At 64.8% G+C, this 21,486-nt stretch carries 21 protein-coding genes and 1 tRNA gene; 8 read left to right on the forward strand and 14 right to left on the reverse strand.

All coding sequences use genetic code 11. From position 1 onward, the window contains the following. Positions 1 to 61: 61 nt before the first annotated feature. On the reverse strand, positions 62 to 1,357 hold the full coding sequence (locus tag OXR00_RS01900; protein ID WP_267386345.1) for an MFS transporter: 1,296 nt from the start codon (positions 1,355 to 1,357) through the stop codon (positions 62 to 64). A gap of 89 nt (positions 1,358 to 1,446) precedes the next feature. Between OXR00_RS01900 and OXR00_RS01905 the strand changes: the two genes are divergently transcribed. Beyond that, positions 1,447 to 2,049, forward strand: a complete 603-nt coding sequence (locus OXR00_RS01905) for a YbhB/YbcL family Raf kinase inhibitor-like protein (protein ID WP_267386346.1) — start codon at positions 1,447 to 1,449, stop codon at positions 2,047 to 2,049. Then, positions 2,046 to 3,209 carry a UV DNA damage repair endonuclease UvsE gene (gene uvsE / locus OXR00_RS01910; protein WP_267386347.1) on the forward strand — a complete coding sequence of 388 codons (1,164 nt, stop codon included), beginning with the start codon at positions 2,046 to 2,048 and terminating at the stop codon, positions 3,207 to 3,209. The genes OXR00_RS01905 and uvsE overlap by 4 nt, the downstream gene beginning before the upstream one ends. Before the next feature lie 40 nt (positions 3,210 to 3,249). Here the strand turns inward: uvsE and OXR00_RS01915 are convergent, their stop codons facing one another. Continuing rightward, positions 3,250 to 3,654: a DUF3597 domain-containing protein gene (locus tag OXR00_RS01915; protein ID WP_267387113.1), complete on the reverse strand. Its 405-nt coding sequence runs from the start codon at positions 3,652 to 3,654 to the stop codon at positions 3,250 to 3,252. Between the two features lie 164 nt (positions 3,655 to 3,818). On the opposite strand from OXR00_RS01915, the gene OXR00_RS01920 reads away from it, so the two are divergent. Beyond that, positions 3,819 to 4,436: a DUF4142 domain-containing protein gene (locus tag OXR00_RS01920; RefSeq protein WP_267386348.1), complete on the forward strand. Its 618-nt coding sequence runs from the start codon at positions 3,819 to 3,821 to the stop codon at positions 4,434 to 4,436. 39 nt (positions 4,437 to 4,475) lie between these two features. Here the strand turns inward: OXR00_RS01920 and OXR00_RS01925 are convergent, their stop codons facing one another. Beyond that, positions 4,476 to 7,145 carry a glycosyl hydrolase gene (locus OXR00_RS01925; RefSeq protein WP_267386349.1) on the reverse strand — a complete coding sequence of 890 codons (2,670 nt, stop codon included), beginning with the start codon at positions 7,143 to 7,145 and terminating at the stop codon, positions 4,476 to 4,478. A gap of 115 nt (positions 7,146 to 7,260) precedes the next feature. Here OXR00_RS01925 and OXR00_RS01930 point away from each other — a divergent pair, with 115 nt between their 5' ends. Beyond that, positions 7,261 to 8,673 carry a YbhB/YbcL family Raf kinase inhibitor-like protein gene (locus OXR00_RS01930; protein WP_267386350.1) on the forward strand — a complete coding sequence of 471 codons (1,413 nt, stop codon included), beginning with the start codon at positions 7,261 to 7,263 and terminating at the stop codon, positions 8,671 to 8,673. Positions 8,674 to 8,836: 163 nt separating this feature from the next. On the opposite strand, the gene OXR00_RS01935 is transcribed toward OXR00_RS01930, so the two are convergent. Beyond that, the gene (locus OXR00_RS01935; RefSeq protein ID WP_267386351.1) at positions 8,837 to 9,676 is read right to left on the reverse strand and encodes an SDR family NAD(P)-dependent oxidoreductase; all 840 of its coding nucleotides are present in this window, start codon (positions 9,674 to 9,676) and stop codon (positions 8,837 to 8,839) included. A 41-nt stretch (positions 9,677 to 9,717) separates the two neighbouring features. After that, entirely contained in the window at positions 9,718 to 10,116 is a 399-nt protein-coding gene (locus OXR00_RS01940) for a hypothetical protein (RefSeq protein WP_267386352.1), read from the reverse strand. Between the two features lie 133 nt (positions 10,117 to 10,249). Between OXR00_RS01940 and OXR00_RS01945 the strand changes: the two genes are divergently transcribed. Next, on the forward strand, positions 10,250 to 10,573 hold the full coding sequence (locus OXR00_RS01945) for a hypothetical protein (protein WP_267386353.1): 324 nt from the start codon (positions 10,250 to 10,252) through the stop codon (positions 10,571 to 10,573). Positions 10,574 to 10,604: 31 nt separating this feature from the next. Here the strand turns inward: OXR00_RS01945 and OXR00_RS01950 are convergent. The 3 genes from OXR00_RS01950 to OXR00_RS01960 form a co-directional block, all read right to left on the reverse strand. Next, positions 10,605 to 10,677, reverse strand: a tRNA-Thr gene (locus tag OXR00_RS01950). Positions 10,678 to 10,751: 74 nt separating this feature from the next. Then, positions 10,752 to 11,612 carry a hypothetical protein gene (locus OXR00_RS01955; protein WP_267387114.1) on the reverse strand — a complete coding sequence of 287 codons (861 nt, stop codon included), beginning with the start codon at positions 11,610 to 11,612 and terminating at the stop codon, positions 10,752 to 10,754. After that, positions 11,602 to 12,921 carry a replication-associated recombination protein A gene (locus OXR00_RS01960; RefSeq protein ID WP_267386354.1) on the reverse strand — a complete coding sequence of 440 codons (1,320 nt, stop codon included), beginning with the start codon at positions 12,919 to 12,921 and terminating at the stop codon, positions 11,602 to 11,604. The genes OXR00_RS01955 and OXR00_RS01960 overlap by 11 nt, the downstream gene beginning before the upstream one ends. Positions 12,922 to 13,029: 108 nt before the next feature. Between OXR00_RS01960 and OXR00_RS01965 the strand changes: the two genes are divergently transcribed. The 3 genes from OXR00_RS01965 (at position 13,030) to msrB (ending at position 14,534) form a co-directional block, all read left to right on the forward strand. Beyond that, positions 13,030 to 13,617: a PadR family transcriptional regulator gene (locus tag OXR00_RS01965; RefSeq protein ID WP_267386355.1), complete on the forward strand. Its 588-nt coding sequence runs from the start codon at positions 13,030 to 13,032 to the stop codon at positions 13,615 to 13,617. An 82-nt stretch (positions 13,618 to 13,699) separates the two neighbouring features. Continuing rightward, positions 13,700 to 14,020, forward strand: coding sequence for a DUF2218 domain-containing protein (locus OXR00_RS01970; RefSeq protein WP_242146237.1), 321 nt, complete (start codon positions 13,700 to 13,702; stop codon positions 14,018 to 14,020). A gap of 67 nt (positions 14,021 to 14,087) precedes the next feature. Next, a complete protein-coding gene (gene msrB, locus OXR00_RS01975) occupies positions 14,088 to 14,534 on the forward strand; it encodes a peptide-methionine (R)-S-oxide reductase MsrB (protein WP_267386356.1) in 447 nt (148 codons plus the stop codon). A 103-nt stretch (positions 14,535 to 14,637) separates the two neighbouring features. Here msrB and OXR00_RS01980 read toward each other — a convergent pair whose 3' ends face one another. The 6 genes from OXR00_RS01980 to rpoH form a co-directional block, all read right to left on the reverse strand. Beyond that, positions 14,638 to 15,510 carry an NAD(P)-dependent oxidoreductase gene (locus tag OXR00_RS01980; RefSeq protein WP_267386357.1) on the reverse strand — a complete coding sequence of 291 codons (873 nt, stop codon included), beginning with the start codon at positions 15,508 to 15,510 and terminating at the stop codon, positions 14,638 to 14,640. A gap of 13 nt (positions 15,511 to 15,523) precedes the next feature. Then, the gene (locus tag OXR00_RS01985) at positions 15,524 to 16,774 is read right to left on the reverse strand and encodes a D-amino acid dehydrogenase (RefSeq protein WP_267386358.1); all 1,251 of its coding nucleotides are present in this window, start codon (positions 16,772 to 16,774) and stop codon (positions 15,524 to 15,526) included. 299 nt (positions 16,775 to 17,073) lie between these two features. Further along, a complete protein-coding gene (locus tag OXR00_RS01990) occupies positions 17,074 to 18,450 on the reverse strand; it encodes a UdgX family uracil-DNA binding protein (protein WP_267387115.1) in 1,377 nt (458 codons plus the stop codon). Positions 18,451 to 18,458: 8 nt separating this feature from the next. Next, positions 18,459 to 19,700, reverse strand: a complete 1,242-nt coding sequence (locus tag OXR00_RS01995) for a putative DNA modification/repair radical SAM protein (protein WP_267386359.1) — start codon at positions 19,698 to 19,700, stop codon at positions 18,459 to 18,461. A 74-nt stretch (positions 19,701 to 19,774) separates the two neighbouring features. Next, complete coding sequence (mtgA, locus tag OXR00_RS02000; RefSeq protein ID WP_267387116.1) at positions 19,775 to 20,449, reverse strand: monofunctional biosynthetic peptidoglycan transglycosylase; 675 nt, start codon at positions 20,447 to 20,449, stop codon at positions 19,775 to 19,777. Between the two features lie 112 nt (positions 20,450 to 20,561). Further along, positions 20,562 to 21,464: an RNA polymerase sigma factor RpoH gene (gene rpoH / locus OXR00_RS02005; protein WP_242146243.1), complete on the reverse strand. Its 903-nt coding sequence runs from the start codon at positions 21,462 to 21,464 to the stop codon at positions 20,562 to 20,564. Positions 21,465 to 21,486: the final 22 nt, after the last annotated feature.

Consider the following 21,486-nt stretch of genomic DNA (forward strand, 5'->3'; position numbering starts at 1 on the left):
GGGTCCGCTGCCGAACGTGGCGCGGGCGCGACTGTTCCCCGTGGCGGTACGGACGCCCGCGCTACAGCGCCCCACGCTTCTGCGACGCGGCTCGCCGCTGTGAGTGCCCGGTCACGAAAACTGCGGCGAGGCTGATCCCCGCCGCCGCCGTCAACCACAAACCCGGCACGGCCCGGTTGCCGGTCACGGTGATAAGCCAGGTGACGATGAACGGCGTGAAGCCGCCCACGGCGGTCGCAAGGCTGTAGGCAAGGCTGAAACCGGAGGCGCGTACCGCCGGCGGTACGATCTCGGTCAGGTACACCACCATCGCAGAATTGTAGCTGGCGTATAGCGCCGACAACCACAGTTCGACCGCGATCAGCCGCAGCACGCTGGGGTGTCCGGTCAGCCATGCCATTGCCGGATAGGCGGTCAGCATCATCAGCGCGGTGCAGGCGATCAGGATCGGCCGGCGCCCGATCCGGTCGGACAGCGCGCCCATTACCGGCAGCCACAGCAGGTTCGAGGCACCGACGCCGGCGGTGACGAGTAGGTTCGCCTGTTCGGGAAGATGCAGGATCTTGCCGAAGGTCGGTGTGTAGGCGGTAATCATGTAGAAGCTCACCGTCGTCATCAGCACCAGCCCGAGCCCGGCCAACACGATGCCGCGCGCCGCCCAGAGATGCCGTGCGATGGTGGCGATGCTGTCGGGTGCGGAGCGCGTCTCGAACGCGTCGCTCTCGCGCAGGTGGCGGCGCAACACGAACAGAAGCGGCACGAGCAGGCAGCCGAGTCCGAGCGGAAGCCGCCAGCCCCAATCGGCAAGCTGCGCCGGCCCCAGCACGAACGACAGCGCCACGCCGACGAGCGCTGCGACGATGACCGCAACCTGTTGCGAGGCGGACTGCCACGAAACGTAAAAGCCGGTGCGTCCCGGCGGTGCGATCTCAGCCAGGTACACGGACACGTTGCCCAGTTCTGCGCCCGCCGAAAAGCCCTGGATCAGCCGCCCGCCCAGCACGAGGATCGGTGCCAGCACGCCGATCGTCGCGTAGCCCGGCGTGACGGTCAGCGTGACGATGCCGACGCTCATCAGCGCCAGCGTCAGCAGCAGCCCGGCACGGCGCCCGTGCCGATCGGTAAAGGCGCCCAGCACCAGAGCGCCGAGTGGCCGCATCAGGAAGCCGGCGCCGAAGGTTGCCAGAGATTTGAGCAGCCCGCTCGCCGCGTCGCCGGCCGGGAAATACGCCTGACCAATGGCGGCGGCGAAATAGCCGAACACCATGAAATCGTACATTTCGAGGAAGTTGCCGCTGGCGATGCGGAACACGTCGCCCGCACTCGTCGCGCGGCCGGAGGAGGTCTCGGCTGCCATGCGCGGTCCATGCGCGTTGCTGCCCGATGTGTCGAGGCGAGATTGAACGAACCGGCGGCTCGTGCGCTTTGAAGAGAGGAGGTCTCAAGATGCTTGAACATGTTCCCGCCTGGCTCGGCAATCTGTTGCGCGGCCGTCGCGCCGGGCACGAGAAGCTCGTCGCGGCTGATCCGGCGCTGACGGTCGGCGCCGATGCGATCAATCTGACCAGTCCGGCGTTCGCGTCCGGCGGCCGTCTGCCAGTGCGCTTCACTGCCGATGGTGAGGGCGTGTCGCCGCCGCTCGTCTGGACGGGCGTGCCGGAAGCTGCCGTCAGCCTCGCGCTGATCGTCGAAGATCCCGACGCACCGACCACCGCTCCGCTTGTACACGCGCTGATCTGGAATCTGCCGGCCGAAACCGGACGTCTCGCGGAGGGCGCGATCGGCGCGACGGATGCCGGCGAAACCGGCCGCAACAGCTACCTGCGCGAGGGTTGGCTACCGCCCGATCCACCGACCGGCCACGGCGATCACGATTACGTATTCCAGATGTTCGCACTTTCTTCGCTGCCGGAACTCGATGAGGGTGCTGGGCGTGGCGCTTTCGTCGAGGCGATCGCCGGACGGGTGCTCGCGACGGGCGTGTTGATCGGCACGTATTCGCGCGGCGAGACGGACACGGTCGCTCCGCAGGGCGCGGTGGTGGCATGACGGCAGCGGCTCGCCCGCTGCGGCTTGGCTTCCCGGTGAAAGTGATGGGTCAGCCTGGCCTTAAATCGCAGGACACGCGACGCTGGCAGAAGAACCCGCACCTGAAATGCTCGCTGGAATTGCTCGATCCGGTGCTTGACTATCTCAAGTCGAAGAAGCTCGACATGTACCGGCTGTCGTCGGACATCGCGCCCTACGCCACGCATCCGGACATGCCGCAGTTCCACAACATGGTGGCGGAGAGCGAAGCGGAACTGCGGGCGTTCGGCGCGAAGGCGCGGGCATACGACATTCGCCTGTCATTCCACCCTTCGCAGTATGTGCTGCTCAACGCGCCGGATCCCGAGCTGACGCGCAAGAGCATCTGGGATCTCGCCAGCCAGGCCGAGATGCTCGACCGCATGGGCCTGAATGACGAAGCGGTCATGATTACTCACGTCGGTGGCGTCTATGGCGACCACGAGGCGAGCCGGGCGCGCTGGATCGCGGGTTGGGAGCAGTGCCCGGAGCATGTCCGTCGGCGGCTGGTGCTGGAGAATGACGACATCCGCTTTGCGGCGGCGGATGCGTTGTGGATCCATGAACGCACCGGCGTTCGGCTGATCTTCGACTATCAGCATTTCTGGTGCCTTAACCCGGAGCGGCTCGATATGCGGGACACGCTCGAACGCTTCCTTGCCACATGGCCAGGAGGCGTGCGGCCGAAGATCCACTTCTCATCGCCGCGCACCGAGCTTCGCGAGATCAAGCAGAAGATCAGCGCGACCGAGCGAGCCGCCGCCAAGGCGGGTTCACCTAAGCGCAAATCGGGCGAACTGCTGAAGGCGCCGGTAAAGGCAACGGCCCGCGTGAAGACGGTGCTCCGCCCGCCGGTGTGGACCGGCCACGCCGACTTTACCAATCCGTTCGAGTTCGCCACCTTCATGCGCATGGCGGAGGGGCTGGAGTTCGACGTCATGCTTGAGGGTAAATCGAAAGATCTTAGCCTGTTGCGGCTACGTCCGGATCTGCTCCGGTTCGCGCCCGACGTTGCGGCCCGGTTCGGCATCACCGAACAGGATGCATCCGAGTTAGCGGCGGATGAAGCAAGGCTCGACCGGGGCGTCGATGCCGAAGGCGAGCCCGATGTCGACGAGGGGTTTGCCGAGGCGGCCGAATAACGGAGGTGCCGCCCGCGCGGGCGGCACCTCGCGATGCGGATCAGCCGCGCAGGCTGTCCGGCACGACGCCGCCGTTCTCGGCGAGCTTTGCCATGACCGCCTTGTGGAGCGCGATATTCTCCTCCGCGCTACCGTCCGCACCGACATGGACGTTGAGTTCGTCGGCCAGTTCCTTGCGTGCGGCAAGACTGGAATCCAGATCGAGCAACTTGAGCAGATCGACGATCGACGTCTGGTAGTTGCCGCCGCCATCTTTCATCGACGCCATTTCCGACAGCACCGCGCCGACATCGACCGCCTGCGCGGGAGCCGCATCCGGTGTAGCGGTTGGGGCCGGCGCTGCGGCGGGCGTGGCGGCTGGAGCAGCTGCCGGGGCTGCGTTGCCGGCCGTGCTTGCAGTCTTGTGGCCGAAAATCTTACCCATGATGTTGCCGAAGATGCTCATCGCGTAGTGTCTCCTTACCAGCCGCCACCATGCGGCTTCGAGCATGACAAACGACATGATGGACGCAAAAGGTCCGTCGCAAAGTGGTTGCGACACAGCGGGGAACGCTGAGCAAGGCAGATCGTTGGTGCGCCTGTGCACTTTGCGATCAACAGGAGGATGCAATGAAAATCAGAACCTTGACCCTGCTTTCAGCGGCTACATTGTCACTGGCTGCGTGCGGGCATAAAACCGACACCGCCGATACGTCGAGCAATACCACCATCGTCGATAACGAGACGAATGACTCGATGATGGCGAACGGCGCGATGGCCGATAACGGCATGACGATGACCGACAACGCCATGGCGCCGGCCACCGGCGGTCAGGCATTCGCCAACACCGCGGCTGCAAGCGACGCATTCGAGATCGCCTCGTCCAAGGCAGCGCTGGACATGTCGAAATCGGCTGCGGTCAAGAAGTTCGCGCAGAAGATGATCGACGCTCACACCACGTCGACCGCCAAGCTGAAGACGATCACCGCTGGCCTGAGCCCGGCGATCACGCCCGATCCGACGCTGACGCCGGATCAGCAGACGCAGCTTGACGCGATGAAGAAGATGTCCGGTGCCGACTTCGACAAGGCGTATATTGATGCGCAGGTCGCCGGTCATCAGCAGACGCTGGACGAATTGAAAAGCTATGCGGCAAGCGGCGACGTACCTGCGCTGAAGACGTTCGCAACCAACATGGTGCCGATCGTCGCGGCGCACCTCAACATGGCGAAGGGTCTGAACGCCTGATGTCGGGCGGCCTGCCCGCCACAGGTGGGCAGGCCGCGTCTATTGTATCCTGGTTTGCAACAAGGTGATCCTGCCGAGCAGACCGGCGGGTCGGCCCAGCACCTTATCCTGATCCTGATCTTGGAACCGTTCGCCGTAGCGTGCGGTCAGCAATCGTCGGTCCGCGTTCGGTCGCGTAGAAAGTGCGTTGATCGCGCTGTTCATTATCCGCAGTTCGACCACGTTCGCGCCGGGTCGCAGTAAATCTGTCACGTCGATACGCCATGGCGGCGCCCACACCGCTCCTGCCGGCTTGCCGTTCACGGTGACCAGCACCGCATCCCGCACCGGCGCGGCGATCGCGGCGGCAGGGCGCGCGGCGACGGGTAAATCGAGCGGCTGATCTTTACCGAAGTCGAGAAAGATGTGGCCCGACAAGGATAGGGCATTTTTACGCAAATGAACCGTGCGATGATAGGTAATGCTGCCAGAGAACGTGGCATAAGCCGGATCATCAGTCCACGATGTGCTTGGTTTTGGTGGCGTCGGCAGGCCGGCCGCTGCCACGCCGACCCATCCCGTCGACAGATCGGCGATCTGATCTATTCGTGTTTCTATCGGTTTTACTGGTGGCGACTGCGTGAAGATCAGGAAGCGGCTCTGGTATGGCGCGAGGTTTATGGCGATCAGCCCATGTCCAGCGCCGAAGCGACTGCCGCTCACGGCATCCCACCATTGTCCATGTCCATTGTCGGCGGCGAAGGTAGCGTGTGTCTGCAACTGTCGCGGACCAGAATTGACAACGAGATACACGTCCCCCTCCGGCAGGTGCCGATGAACGAAACCGACGTCTCGATCGGGACGCGCCAGTGCCATGTCCGGGTGCAGCATAGCGCGCAACGCGGTTTCGAGCCTCGCTGTCGGGACGACCGACACCTGCTCACGTACGTTCGGCGCTGACAATCGTGCGCCGGTTTCCTGCACGCTGCGGCTGGCGCTGTCCCCGTCGATCAACCCGCCGCCTCGTTCGGGCAGGTGTTCGGTCGCGATCACCTCGCCGCCGGCCGCCACCCACGCGGCAACGATGCGGTATGCGGCGGGGTCGATGCGACTCAGGGCCGGCAGTACCAACACCTTGTACTTCAGCGCGCCGGCGCGGATCGCCGCCGCGTCGATGAAGTCGAAGGTCTGCCCCGCATCCAGCACGCCGTCGATCACCGCCTGACCCAGCCGGGCGCGCATGCCGTCGTTCAGCGAGGCTCGGCCGGGGCGCATCGCCGCCAGACCGTCCTCGCTTGGAAGGTAGATGGCAACGTCGGCGGCAGGCGCGCCCATGCGCAGCATCGCGCTGGTTCGCTGCAGATATCGCGTCACCGCCGGCATCGCCGGGCTCCATGGATTATGATCGTTAAGCGCGGCCGCTGCGTAGAACGCCCAACCCGGTTCGGGCACATCCGGCGGCGAATAGGGCCAGCCGTGGCCGATGATCTGGTTGACGCCCTGGAGGAACATGCGATCCGCCTCCATCTTCATGTCGAGTGGCGTTGCTGCCCATGCGGGCGAATGCAGCCACGTCCAAGTCTCCGCCGACACGACCGGGCGACCGTAAAGATGCGCGGCGGATGTTGCCCAGCGCGTCGAGGTGAAGGCACGCCAGTCAGAACCCTCGCCCTCGGGCAGATCGACGAGCGCGTTGCTCGACAACATCGGGGGCGGCGTGCCGTAAGCCTGCGTCCGAAAACGCGTTCCGTGAGCGTGGGCCCAGGCGGTAATCGTCGTGAAATACCGTTCGTTGAGCAATTCCGTCAGCGTGCGCGCCCAATCGAACCGCACCGCTGCACCGGCGTCCGCTTCGTCGAACAGTGCCGGCAGGTAGTCGAGCAGATCATAGCCACGCCGCCGCCGGAACTCGGCAGGCAGATCGTCCGTCCAGGCCGCGCCATAGGCTTCGAGGCTGTCGGAGAACATCGCATAGGGCGGCGGTGCGCCTTGGAAGGCGGAAAGCAAGGGCTGTCCGACATGGTCGAGGTAGTCGGTGATTGCCGCTTTGTTGAGATGATCGATAACATAGCCCTCGGCGCCGACACCGGCACGCTTGACCTGTTGTCCAGTCCGCCCGGCGATGAACACCGTGACAGGTCGAGCCGAAGATACCGGTGTCAGTGACGCAGAGACACCGTTGATCGCCGCGACCCGCCGACCCTCGACAAACGCTGCCAGAACGCTTTCACCTGGGCCGAGGGCTGGTAGCGCGAGCCTGCTCACATTAGCCGGCGCGGTAATCGTGATTAGGCGTACGCTGGCGGACGCTTGCGTAATTGGTACCGATGGCCCGCCATACGGCCAACCGCTGCCGAGCGTCACGTCGATCCGCATGCCGCTCACGCGTGCGGTCTCGCCCGCATGACGGAGCGCCGCCAGGAACGGTGGTGACAGGAAGGGTACGTTGTGGATGCCGCGGGTCGGATCGTCAGGCGATAAAGGGTAGGTTGCCTGCACCTCGAATCCGCCGAAGCCCTCCGCGCGCATTGCCGCAATCTCGCGATCGATTTCGACCGGTGTCGCGCTGGGGCCGAACCACCACCAGCGCACCATCGGCCGCGCATCCTCAGGCGGGTGCGTGAACGTCTGCCACAACGTCGATGCGGCGGGGGCGGCGTCTGCGGACGGAGACGCAAGCGCAACCAAGACGAGCGGCGCGATCGCGAACGCTTTCCAGATCCTCTCCATATAACGAGACATGCCCCAAAGCGGTGCGGCCGGGCAAGCGCCTCATGCCGCAGTGTTTGTGGGATCGTCTCGGCGTGTGAACCGTTCGGGGGCGGACGCTTATCAGGAGATGACCATGCTGGAACTGAGCAGCCCATACTTTGCCGACGGCGATATGCTTCTCGATCGTTTTGCGAAGAACCACGGCAATATCATGCCTGCTCTCCACTGGACCGGCGCACCCGATGGTACCGCCAGCTTTGCGCTGATCGTCCAGGATCCGGATGCGCCCCACGGTACCGTCTGCCACCTTGCGGTGGGCGGGATAAGCGTTGACCGCAGCGGACTTGAGGAAGGCGAACCGCTCCATGGCCTGCTGGTCTGTCGCAACGTCTTTGGCGATGCCAGCTGGGGTGGCCCGCGTCCGCCGGCCGGGGACGGTGCGCACCGATATCACTTTCGATTGCTGGCGCTCGATACGGCCACTCTCGCGATCGATACAGGTGCCGCGCCCGAGGAGCTGATCCGCGCGATCGAAGGTCATGTCATCGCGGAGGCCGAACTGGTCTGCCGGTATGAGACGAAAGCCGTTGGCCCGATCAACCGCGCGGTGCGGTTGCGCCGGTTCGGCGAGACGGACGTGCTGGAACTCGGCCAAGTACCGATTCCGCAGGCGCAGGACGACGAGGTGTTGGTGAAGGTCGTCGCGGCCAGCATCAACCCAGTCGACTACAAGACGATGCAAGGCGAGTTTCCGCCGGTGGGTGAGGGCGATTTGCCGATCGTGCTGGGCCGCGATCTCGCCGGTACGATCGAGGCAGTCGGTACGCGCGCACATTACATGCTCAGCAAAGGCGATCGCGTGTTTGCGCACATCGGCTTCGATCGCGGCGCGCAGAGCGACTATGTGGTCGTCAAGGCAGTCGAACTGGTTGCCGCCCCCGCGTCGATCGATCTGGTACAGGCCGGCGGTATCGGACTTGCGGCGATGACCGCGTGGCAGGGGCTGTTCGATCATGGTGGATTGGAAGCTGGGCAGCGCGTGCTGATCCACGGCGGCGCGGGCGGCGTGGGGCACCTTGCGGTGCAGTTCGCACACGCACGCGGCGCGGAGGTGTTCGCCACCGCCGGCCCGGACGATCTTGATTTCGTTGCAAGCCTCGGCGCGGACACGGTGATCGATTACAAAAATCAGCGGTTCGAGGATATCGCGCGCGGCGTGGATGTGGTGTTCGATCTTGTCGGCGGCGATACGACCGAACGCTCTTGGGCCGTGCTGCGGGAGGGCGGCATCCTTGTCTCGACGCTCGCCGAACCCGATCAGGCGCAGGCCAAGGCCCACAACGTCCGCGCCGCTCCACGCTGGTTGGCGGAGCCCAATGCCGCGCAACTGGGCGAGGTCGCCAAACTGATCGATGCTGGTGAGGTTGGTATCTCTGTCGCCGAAACCTTCCCGATCGAACGAGTCCGTGACGCCTATGATCGCGCGCAGCAGGGACACGTCCGGGGCAAGATCGTGCTCACCTTTGGCGATGATCCATCTGCCTGAGCGGCATCAGCGGCAGGCGTCGTTCGCCTGCCGCATCACCATGTCACCTCATGCCGGGAACAACAGCTTACCCGCTGTAGCCGGACGACCTCTTGACCATGCGTCTTAGCGGCCGGGCCGAGCGCACGAACGTGGCTTTGTTGATCGCCGCCGCTGAAACTGTTCAGGTTTGCGGCGTTTCCGCTGCGACGTAGGTGGCGAAAGCCTGCTCCCAGTCGGGATGCCACCGTGACAGGGCAGGGCGGTTGTCGGTCATGTCACCTGTGCTCCACCGGATGCGGGCCGCATCGACTTGCGGTGCGACCGCGTTGTCGGGGCATAGGATGTAGAAGTCACCTGCCTGGACTCGCGCGATCATCAGATCGACGACCTGCTTTGCTGTCCATGCGCCGTCAGGCTTCGGTCCTTGCGGGTCGCGGCTCATGCCCGTGAACGTCCAGCCCGGCACCAGAAGGTGAGCCGTTACCTGATCGCCCTCAGCGCGCAGGCCGTGCGCGAGTTGTTCGGTCAGAGTGCGGATGCCCGCCTTCGACACTGCATATGCCGGGTGACCCGGTGGGTTGGTGATACCCTGCTTCGATCCTGTGTTGATGATCGCTGAAGGACCACCTTGCCCAAGCATCAGCGGTGCGAACGTGTGGACGCCGTGGACCACCCCCCACAAGTTAACATCGAGAATCTGCCGCCACGCATCCAGGCCGCTCCAGTTGTCGTCGTCGCTGCCGCCGATGCCGGCGTTGTTCATCAACACGTCCACCCGCCCGAATGCCGACACAGCTAGGTCGCGCAACCGTTCAACATCGGCGAGCTTCGCGACGTCGCCTGCAAGCACGCGAACCTCGCCCGACAGGGTCGCGGCCAGCGCCTCCAGCGCGTCATGGTCGCGATCGAACAACACGATCTTCATGCCCATCTCGCTGAACCGGCATGCCGCCGCCGCGCCGATGCCGCTGGCCCCGCCCGTGATGACGGCAACGCCGCCCTGCTGGAACACGTCAGTCATGGCTTTACTCCTCCGGTCGCGGCGACAATTTGCAATTCCGATCAGCGGATCACGAACACGCCTTTGTAATCGTCGTCCGCATCAGCGAGCGTGGTGCTGCTGAACTCATACGTGCCGCCCCGGCGGGTGGCGGGTGCCTGCAAATGCACGGTGGCGCGCCGGCCCGAGTCGAGCACGATCTGACCATCACGAACCCACCCGCGATCCTGCCGCGCGATCCGCGCGTTGGCGAAGAAGGCCTTCTGCGTCAGATTATGGCCCTTGCCCGACCGGTTAGTGACGCGGAGAACATAAAGCCCGTTACGCTGCACCGCGATGCGGCGCGGGATGAAGCCATGATCGGTCATCGTGATCGAGATCGGCTGCGCCTTTGTCCAGTTGGGGGCTTGCGCGGCGGCGGGGGCTGCCAACACGGCAAGTGCGAGAACCAAGGTCTTCATTCGATATCTCCGGATCGTCGTCATGCAGGGCAAATGTGCGAGCCGATGCTTCGTTCCCCGCCAAGGCTGTCGGACCCACGTCGGCGGCATCGGCGTTGGTGCGACACTTGCACCGTAGATACGAGAGGCGACGATGGCCGAAAAACATTTCACACCGACCCAGCGCATGGCCGCAGCAGCACGACGCGGACTGCGCTTGCGAGAGACTTTCAATCGTGGTGGCACTCAGGTCGGCGTCGACCGCGCGCATCAGCTTGCCGACCGCGCCGACGTTTCGGTGGCGGACGTCAAGGCAATGCACAGCTATTTCGCCCGTCACGCGGTCGATAAGGAAACCAAGACTCACCAATGGGATTCGGACGATGACCCTTCGGCCGGCTTCATCGCATGGCTGCTGTGGGGCGGCGACGACGGCAAGGCGTGGGCGGATCGCAACGTGAAGATCCTGGAGGATTGAGCTCACGGGGCGTCGCTTCCCCGGTAAACCCTGCCCGCACGAGGAATCGAACCCCGGACATCCACTTTACAAGGGTGGCGCTCTACCAACTGAGCTATACGGGCAGGCGTTCGCCCATAACCGCTGTCGGCGCGCTCGCCAAGACCGGCATGACGCCGCCGATGCGATTTGTCGCAGGTCAGGTGACGCCAAAGGTCCAGCCTTCCGTGCCGGCGATGGTCGGCGTTAAGGGTTCCGGCTGCCATAACGCCGCGCGACCAGCGTTGACTCGCAGCCAAGCCGCCGTCAGCAGCGCATCGGTGGCATGATCGCTGTAACGGGCGAGCGGCACGTGTGGTCGTGAACCCATCGTCGCCAGCGCGCTGTCGAGTGCTGCGGCATCGCGCAACTTGCTCAAGCCTTTGCGGAGGCCAGCGGCACGCGCCGCGATGGTGGTATAGATCTCGACCACCACTGCGCCTGCGTGTGGCACCGGATCGAACGGCCACACGGGTACCGCTGTCCCGAGGTGATGGAGCAGGCGCATGCCGGCGAAGCTGGCCTTGGCGACCTGCGCCGCGCCGATCGCGTCGTATACGGTGGAGGGTTTGCCGCCGCCATTGGCGTTGTACCGCGCCTCGCAACGGCGGAAGTGCAGGAAACCGGCCTTGGCCCCGTCCGCTGCGCCAAGGTAGAAATGCGTGCCCCGTCGCTGTTCGAGAAACGACGCCGCACCAAGATCCACATCGGCGCTGTGCGCATCGACATACCCCCAGAACGCGCGGGCGGTGGCAGGGGTGTCCTCGCCCGGCAGGTACGCGCCACGCTCCACAAAAGGCGGCGCGAAACTGAAGTCGAAGCCGACCAGCAGCGGTTCATCCCGCTGCGCCTGCAGCCACGCGAGGATCGCACTGCGGGACCATAGCCGACCGGGTGGTGCGACCAGCACGGGTGCGGCGTCGCCTGCGTTACACACCGCGAGTGCGATCCCCGGGTGACGCGCACCTTTCGCGCCCGACCAGTCGATCGCGGCGAACCGGGTGAAGCGATCAGGTGCGATCGTCGGCCGCCTTCAGGTCCGCCCACCAAGCCATGCGCTCGGCAATGCGCTTTTCGAGGCCGCGATCGGTCGGGACGTAAAAGGTCTGCGGCGCCATCTCTTCGGGCCAATAATTGGCGCCGGAATAGCCCGTGTCGGTATCGTGATCGTAAGCGTAACCCCTGCCGTAGCCGATGTCCTTCATCAGCTTCGTCGGCGCGTTGAGGATGTTCTGCGGCGGCATCAGCGAGCCGGTTTCCTTCGCCACACGCCATGCCGCCTTTTGCGCAGTGTAGGCGGCGTTCGATTTCGGAGCGGTCGCGCAGTACAGGCATGCCTGTGCGATGGCGAGTTCGCCTTCGGGGCTGCCGAGGAACTCATAGGCATCCTTGGCGGCGAGGCATACCGCCAGCGCGTTCGAATCTGCCAAGCCGATGTCCTCGCTCGCGAATCTGACGATCCGGCGGAGCACGTACAGCGGCTCCTCGCCCGCCGTCAGCATCCGAGCGAGGTAGTAGAGCGCCGCCTGCGGGTCCGACCCGCGCAGCGATTTGTGGAGCGCGGAGATGAGGTTGTAATGCCCCTCGCGGTCCTTGTCATAGACCGCGACGCGGCGTTGCAGGAACGCGGATAACTCGGCCGCATCAAGCGGTTGTGGCAGATCGACCGAGAACAACGTCTCCGCCTGATTGAGCAGGAAACGTCCGTCGCCGTCGGCGCTGGCGACGATCGCCTCGCGCGCCTCCGGCGTGAGCGGCAGCGGCCGTTCCTCCAGCGCCTCGCCGCGCGTGAGCAGCAGTTCGAGCGCCGCTGCATCCAGGCGGCGCAGGATCAGCACCTGCGCGCGGCTGAGCAGCGCGGCGTTGAGTTCGAATGAAGGATTCTCCGTGGTCGCACCGATCAGGGTGACAGTGCCATCCTCGACATAGGGCAAGAAGCCGTCCTGCTGCGCGCGGTTGAAACGGTGGATTTCGTCCACGAACAACAATGTGCGTTTGCCGAGTTTTGCATGCTCTTTGGCGTCGGCAAACGCCCGTTTCAGATCGGCTACACCCGAAAACACCGCCGAGATTGCCACGAAACGCAAGGCTACCGCATCTGCCAGCAGCCTGGCGATGGTGGTTTTACCGGTACCGGGCGGTCCCCACAGGATCATGGAAGACAGTCGCCCCGCCGCGACCATTCGGCCGATCGCGCCTTCGGGACCGGTGAGGTGATCCTGCCCAACGACATCCGCCAGTCGCTGCGGGCGCAAGCGGTCGGCGAGCGGCGCAGTGTCGGGCAGCGCATCTGGGGCGGGGGGATCGAACGCGGCGAAGAGGTCGGCCATCACCGCCAAATAGGGCCGCTCAGAAAAATTGCACGAGGGGACTTGCGTAGACGCTATCAAGATATATCTTCGCTGCATCGTGTTATAGAAGGAAACGAGATGTTTGGAATGAATAAACGCGGTGGGGGGCGTGGCCACCACCACCATCATCATCACGGCATCGGCGGCGGCTTCGGCGGTCGCGGTTTCGAGGGCGGCTGGGGCGAAGGTCGCGGTGGGCCGGGCGGCGGGCGTGCACGCCGGATGTTCGACGGCGGCGAGTTGAAGCTGGTGCTGCTCAAGCTGATCGCCGACGAACCGCGCCATGGTTACGACTTGATCCGCCAAGTCGAGGAACTGACCGGCGGCGCCTACGCGCCCAGCCCGGGCGTGGTGTACCCCACGCTGACGCTGCTCGACGACATGGGCCTGATCGAAGCGGGCAAGAGCGAGGGCGCCAAGAGACTGTTTACCGTCACTGAAGCGGGCACGGCGAACCTCGCCGAAAACGCCGAACTGGTCGAGGCGCTGTTCGCGCGGCTGGTGGAAGTCGGCAAGCACAGCGCGCGGAGCGATGGCGGTCCGGTCCGGCGGGCGGTCGGCAACCTGCGCGCGGCGCTTCAGAACCGTGTGATGCAGGACGATACCGACCCTGAGACGCTGCACCAGATCGCCGCGCTGCTCGACGAAGTGACGCAGAAGATCGAGCGCCTCTGACATGACCCGGTTGCAGCTGCTGCGGAAGCGGCTTTCGATCGATACGCCGGCGCCGCATGCGCCGGCGGGAAAGGACAAAGACATGACCATCAGTGCAACCGCGACGGTGCCGACCGACAGCGCGAGCAAATACCTCCAGCAGGTGTGCAAACATTGGCAGCACAATCTTGCGGTGGAGTTCACGCCCGATCACGGCACGATCGTCTTCCCCAAGGATGCGCGCGGCGCGGACTGGCCGGCCGACGGGCTGGTGACGTTCGACGCCGGCGCGTCCGCGCTGGAGGTGCGGATCGACGCCAGTTCGGACGGTCAGCTCGAAGGGCTGAAGGGGGCGGTCGCACGCCACATCGATCGCTTCGCCTTCCGCGAGGCGCCGCTGGCGTTCGACTGGAAGGCCGCATAGCCGCGGCCGGGGTGACTGGCAGCGGGCCTGACGCCTCCCTATATCCGGCGGCGAAAGGATCTCTCCCATGGCCTATGCGAAGACTGACGCCGCCGTCGCGGCGCTCACCCCCGAACAGTTCCGCGTGACGCAGCAGTCCGGCACCGAACGCCCCGGCACCGGCCCGCTGCTCTATAACAAGGAGCCGGGGATTTATGTCGACATCGTTTCGGGCGAGCCGCTGTTTGCTTCGTCCGACAAGTTCGAGTCAGGCTGTGGCTGGCCGAGCTTTACCAAACCGATTGAGCCGGCCAATGTCGCGGAACTGCGCGACGTAACGCATGGCATGGTTCGTACCGAAGTACGGTCGCAGCATGGCGACAGCCATCTCGGTCACGTGTTCGACGACGGCCCGCGCGATCGCGGTGGGCTGCGCTACTGCATCAACTCGGCGTCGCTTCGCTTCGTCCACCGCGATGACATGGAGGCGGGGGGCTACGGCGACTATCTGCCGCAGGTCGAAGAGGTGGCGTGAGCCGTTTGCCGATCTGATACGAAGGGCCGCGTTTCGCGGCCCTTTTTTTATGTGCAGAGCCGTGGTCTGCCAACGGCGAAGGCTGGGGCCGGGGACCGGGCTGTTAGTCCGTCGCCTTGCCATTCTGTTCCAGCAGTAGCTTGGCGATGCCCGACCAGTCCTGCTCACCCATGCCGGCATCGATTGCCTCGCCCATCCGGCCGCGCACGGTGTCCAGCATCGGCAGGCGCTTGCCCGCCTTTTCCGCCGCTTCGGTGGCGAGCCGCAGATCCTTGAGGCCGAGCTTCATGCGGAAGCCCGGCTCGTAGTCGCCGCTTGCGATCTTGGCGCTGTAGGTTTGATAGATGCGGCCGGGGAACAGCGTGCCGAGCATCAGTTCGAAGAATGCGTCCGGCGTGACACCATTGTCGCCGGTCAGCACCAGCGCCTCCGCCATCGCCTCGATCGCGAAGGTAATCATCATGTTGCCGGCGATCTTGGCGGCGTTGGCCTGATGCGGTTCGTTGCCGAGCGTCCAGATCTTCTGCGTCATCGCCTCGAACGCCGGGCGCGCCGTCTCGATCACGCGGGCGTCACCTGCCACCACCATGTTGAGTGCGCCCGCCGCTGCCGCATCGGGTCGCCCGAACACCGGGGCGGAGAGATAGCCCAGATCCGCCGCCGCGTGCGCCGCCGCCAGTTCATCCGCGAACGCGACCGATATCGTCGCGGTGACCGCATGGATCAGCCCGGCGCGGGCATGGTCAAGCAGACCGGCATCGAGGATCACGCTGCGGATCGCAGCATCGTCGGCCAGCATGGTCAGCACCAGTTCGGCCTGGAAGATCTCGGCTGGCGTATCGACCATGCGCGCGCCGGCGATCGGCCGGCCACCGTCGCCCGAGCGGTTCCAGATCGTAACGTCATGGCCGGCGTGTACGAGATTGTCCGCCATGCCGCGCCCCATCGCGCCCAGTCCGATCAAACCTACCTGCATCGTCATATCCTCGTCAGTAGCGGTCGAGCGAGAGATCGCCCGTTTCGATTTCGGGGGTGCGGCCGGAGATGAGATCGGCGATGACCTGCCCCGATCCGCACGCCATCGTCCACCCAAGCGTGCCGTGGCCGGTGTTGAGGAACAGATTGGGCAAGCGCGTCTTGCCGATCACCGGAACGCTGTCTGGCGTCATCGGGCGGAGGCCCGACCAGTAGCTCGCCCGCGCCAGATCGCCTGCGCCGGGGAACAGCCCGCCGACCGAATGTTCGAGCGTGGCGCGGCGCGCTTCGGGCAGGTGATTGTTGAAGCCGGAAATCTCCGCCATGCCGCCGACGCGGATGCGGTCGCCGAGCCGGGTGATCGCCACCTTGTAACTTTCGTCTAGCAGCGTCGATACAGGCGCACGATCCGCGTCGGTGATCGGCACGGTGATCGAATAGCCTTTCACCGGATACACCGGCAGCCGCAGCCCGAGCGGCTGAACCAGCCGCGGCGAATAGCTGCCCATCGCGACCAGATACGCGTCGCCGGTGACGCGACCGCGATCGGTGACGACACCGGTGATGCGTCCACCCTCGACATCAAGCCGCTCGATCGTGCGACCGTAATCGAACGTCACCCCCGCCGCCGCCGCCAAGTCGGCAAGCGCGTTGGTGAACTTGAAACAGTCGCCAGTCTCGTCGTGCGGCAGGCGCAGGCCGCCCGCGATCGGCACGTCACTGTTGGCGAGGCCGGGTTCGGCGGCGATGCAACCGGCACGGTCGAGCAGCTCGAACGGCACGCCGCCTTCCTGCAAGACCGCGATATCCTTGGCGGTGCCGTCGAGTTGCTTGGCCTCGCGAAACAGTTGCAGCGTACCCTGCATCCGCTCGTCGTAGTGGATGCCGGTGAATTGTCGCAGCGCATCTAGCCGGTCGCGGCTGTATTCCGCCACCCGCACCATTCGCGCCTTGTTGATAGCATAGCGTTCTGCGGTGCAGTTACGCAGCATCGCATACAGCCATCGCAGCATTGCGACATCCGGCTGCGGCCGCAGGATGAGCGGCGCGTGCCGCATCATCAGCCACTTCACCGCCTTTTGCGGGATGCCGGGCGCCGCCCAGGGCGAGGCATAGCCCGGCGAAATCTCGCCCGCATTGGCGAAGCTCGTCTCCAGCGCCGGCCCCGCCTGCCGGTCGATCACCACCACCTCATGCCCGGCCTGCGCCAGATACCAAGCGGAGGTGACGCCGATCACACCGCTGCCGAGGACGACCACTTTCATTCTTCACTCTCCAGGTGCGCGGCCGTTCCATCGTGCAGCAAACGAGCGACGCGCGCGGTCAGATCGCCGACCGCTGCCGGTTTGGTCAACACCTACACCGTCATAGCCGACATCTTGATGATTCAACACGCCATTCTCGCGGTTCAAGTGTTCCTCATGACATATCTGGCGATCGGGGCTTGCCCGTGCATGTCGCCGCAGCATCCACGACGCGCCACGACGTCAGCGGCGGGCTCGCCGATCCTCCGGGTGACCACGTTCGTGCCAAAGCGTCGATGCGGAAGCATTCATGCTGCCCATCAAACATGCGTCGCAGCCGTTTTCAGATCATCGACGAAGCGCGCATATTCCTCCGCCTTGGCAGCCGGATCGGGCAGACGCAGCAGAAAGCTCGGGTGGACGGTGATCCAGCCAGCACCGCCGCCGGGCAGGTCGATCAGGCGGCTACGCTCACGGCTGATCGTCACCGCTTTGCCGAGCAGCGAGCGTGCGGCGGTGGCGCCGAGTGCGACGGTCAGCTTCGGGCGGACGATCGCGCGTTCCTGCTCGATCCACCAGCGGCACGCGGTGATCTCGCCGGTGTCGGGCTTGGCATGGATGCGGCGTTTGCCACGCTGCTCGAACTTGAAATGCTTGACCGCGTTGGTGACGTAGACGGTGCTGCGGTCCACCCCGGCTTCCGCCATCGCGCGGTCGAACAATTGCCCGGCGGGGCCAACGAACGGGTGGCCGGCAAGATCCTCCTGATCGCCTGGCTGTTCGCCGACGAACATCATCGCCGCGTCAATCGGCCCTTCGCCGAAAACGGTTTGCGTGGCGTGTTCGTGCAGGGAACACCGCGTGCAGCTCATCGCCTCCTCACGCAAAGCGGCCCAGGCCGCGTCGATATTGCCACCCGGCTTCGCCTGTGCCGTCGCCACCATACCCGCCTCCCGTGCCTGTGCGCCCGCGATCATCTGCGGCACCAGCGCTGTCTCGGGCATGTTCTTCCAGTATTTGCGCGGCATCTCCTTCAGCATCGCGCCGACCTTCAGCCGCGCGGGATTGAAGATCGCCGCATAATAGCTGTGCCACATCTGTTCGACTGGATCGCCGTCGGGCGCATCCGCCTTGGTCGCGCCCGGACCTTCGGTGAGCACCGCGCCGTCCCAGTGAATCGACACTTCCGGAGTGAGGATCGACCAATGCATCGCCGCGAACCGGTCCATGAAGAACCCGGCATTGGCGCGCACGATGTGGAACTCCGGCTCGAACCACGCGACGAAACGCGGCGTGTCCTCGTCATCCACTTCGCGAAAGCGCAGGAACGCGCGCATCTTGTGGATATCGCGGCGCACCGTGCGGGCGAGCCCCTCAATACGCCGCACCAGCGGATCGGCGGCGTCGTCGATCAGGCTCGGCCGCTCACGCATCCGCACCAGCAACGTGTGGAGCAGCGCGAATCGCTCACGGTCGGTATGCAAAATTGCTTTCTTGGCGAGATCGACGAACGCGCGCGGTACGCTGAACCCGGCGGCGGGGGCCGGCGGCGGGGGGGCGCTGCCGAACAACTCGCGCGGGTCCGCGCCGACCCGCCAGACGATGCGATCGGGCGGGATGCCATCCAGTACCGCCGCGCGGACGCCATCGCGCCAGCCGTCGAAATCATCCTCGCTGTCGAGCGTGACCGTGCGCATCGCGTCCGTCACGCGAACAATTCCATCTGCTTGGCCGCCGGCTTGGGCAGCGGCAGATCGGCCTTGTCGGACAACGCGATCGGCCGCCAGTCGCTCGCCACCAGAAACGGCCGGACCTTGCTGATCGAGGAGGTCAGCCGTCCGATATCCGCGAGCGACAGCGTGCGCCCGCGCCGCGCGGCGAGGATCTTGTCGACCGCGCGCGTGCCGAGGCCGGGGACGCGCAGCAGCATTTCACGCGGGGCCTTGTTGACGTCGACCGGGAAGCAGCCGCGAAACTTGAGAGCCCACGCCAGCTTCGGGTCGATGTCGAGCCGCATCATGCCGTTGTCGTCTGCCGCCGCCGCGACCTCACCGGGCTGATATTCGTAGAAACGCATCAGCCAGTCGGATTGATACAGCCGGTGTTCGCGCATTAGTGGCGGGCGTTGCAGCGGCAGAACCGCGCTCGCGTCCGGGATCGGCGAGAAGGCGGAGTAATATACCCGCTTGAGATTGAACGACCCGTAAAGATTGGCCGCGCGCGACACGATATCGCGATCGGTCGCGGCGTCCGCGCCGACGATCATCTGTGTGGATTGCCCGGCGGGAGCGAAGCGCGGCGCGGACTTGTAATGTTTCTTGGCGTCGGCGGTGTCGATGATTGCATCCGACATGCCCGCCATCGCGCCCTCGATGCTCTCCTGCGTCTTCTCGGGAGCGAGCCGTTTCAGGCCGCTCGCGGTCGGCAGCTCGACGTTGATCGAGATACGATCGGCGAACATACCCGCCTGATGGATTAACTCGGGATCGGCATCGGGAATCGTCTTGAGGTGGATATAGCCACGAAAGTCGTGATCCTCCCGCAGGCTCCGCGCGACCTCGACGATCTGCTCCATCGTATAATTCGATGAGCCGATGATGCCGGAGGATAGGAACAGCCCCTCGATATAATTGCGCCGGTAGAACGAGAGGGTGAGGCGCACGACCTCCTCGGCGGTGAAGCGCGCGCGACGGACGTTGCTGCTCTTGCGGTTGATGCAATAATGGCAGTCGAATATGCAGCTGTTGGTCAGCAGGATCTTGAGCAGGCTGATGCAGCGGCCATCGGGCGCATAGGCGTGGCAGATTCCCATGCCGGCATCGGTCGAGCCGATCCCCTTGCCATCGCGCGACGAGCGTTTGACCGTGCCGGAAGAGGCGCAGCTTGCGTCATATTTTGCAGCGTCAGCAAGGATTTCGAGCTTCGCGCGGGTATCGAGCTGGGCCATACGTTCGGTATATGTTCTTTATTGTTGGATGTCGAGCGATCAACGCATCAACATCAACGATGGCTACCGCACGATCAGCGCAAGCAAGCGTCCAGCCCGTCGTTACGCACCACGCCGACCCGGCGCGATAGCACGTTGCCGTGCCGCCGCACGAAACCGTGCGGATCGATCGCTGCGCGCTTCTTCGGCTGCGGCAGCACGGCGGCGATGCGTCCGGCCTCCGAGGGGCTGAGCGAGGAGGCGTCATGGTTAAAGTAGCGCATCGCGCCGGCGTTGACGCCGTAGGTGCCGATACCGGTTTCCGCGACGTTGAGGTACACCTCCATGATGCGGCGCTTGCCCCACAGGTTCTCGATCAGCACGGTGAAATACGCTTCCAGTGCTTTGCGCGCATAGCCGCCGCCCTGGAACAGGAAGACGTTCTTGGCGGTCTGCTGGCTTATCGTCGAGCCGCCGCGGATGCGGCCGCCCTGCGCGTTGCGGCGATAGGCATTCTCGATCGCGGCGATATCAAAACCGTGGTGCGAGCAGAACCGCGAGTCTTCTCCCGCGATCGCCGCGCGTGGCATATCGGGATCGATCTGCGACAACGGCATCCACGATTTCGAGATGCTGTGACCGCTCGCCATATCGCCGAGCATGGTCAGCGTAACGGGTGGCGGCACGAACCGGTACACGAGCACAATCGCCACCGAAAGCATCAGGAAACCGATGACGATCTTGATGACCCAGCCGATCAGGCGAAAGATCATCGGACGGCGCCGGGGCGGGGTGGTGTCATACAGCGGGTTCCTGCGCCGTGGCGCTCCGACGGGTGGCATGCACTGCCATCACCCGCCGGACGCCACTTCGCAAGAGCGATCAGGCGGCGACCAGCATCCGCTTGTCACCGGCCAGCCGCATCATCGCCTTTTGCAGCTTCTCGAAAGCACGCACCTCGATCTGGCGGACGCGCTCGCGCGAGACGCCGTAGACCTGGCTCAGTTCCTCAAGCGTCTTTGGCTCGTCGGTGAGGCGACGTTCGGTTAGGATGTGCTGCTCGCGCTCGTTGAGGTCGGTCATCGCGTTTTCGAGCATGGTGTGGCGGACGTCCGCCTCCTGCGCATCGGCGACGATCGTGTCCTGCAAGGGCGAATCGTCCTGCAACCAATCCTGCCACTGGCCGTCGCCATCTTCGCGCATCGGCACGTTGAGCGAGGTGTCCCCGCCCATCGACATGCGGCGATTCATGCTGGTGACCTCGGCCTCGGTCACGCCGAGGTCGTGCGCGATCTTGGCGAGATGCTCGGGCGATAGATCGCCATCCTCGAACGCGTCGAGCTTGGACTTCATGCGGCGCAGGTTGAAGAACAGCTTCTTTTGTGCCGCGGTGGTGCCCATTTTCACGAGGCTCCACGAGCGCAGGATGAACTCCTGGATCGACGCGCGGATCCACCACATCGCGTAGGTGGCGAGGCGGAAGCCGCGATCGGCCTCGAACTTCTTCACGCCCTGCATCAGGCCGATATTGCCCTCCGAGATCAGCTCCGACACGGGCAGGCCATAGCCGCGATAGCCCATCGCGATCTTGGCAACGAGGCGGAGGTGCGAGGTGACGAGCTGTGCTGCCGCATCGGTATCGCCATGTTCCTCGAAACGCTTGGCGAGCATATATTCCTGCTCGGGCGCGAGGATCGGAAACTTCTTGATCTCAGACAGATAGCGGTTGAGGCTTGCCTCACCGCCAAGAGCGGGGATCGTCGCCGGTAAATTGCCGGAGGCCATGATCAATCTCCCATAAAATCGC

The sequence above is a fragment of the Sphingomonas sp. GC_Shp_3 genome (assembly GCF_026540945.1).
Lineage (GTDB): Bacteria > Pseudomonadota > Alphaproteobacteria > Sphingomonadales > Sphingomonadaceae > Sphingomonas.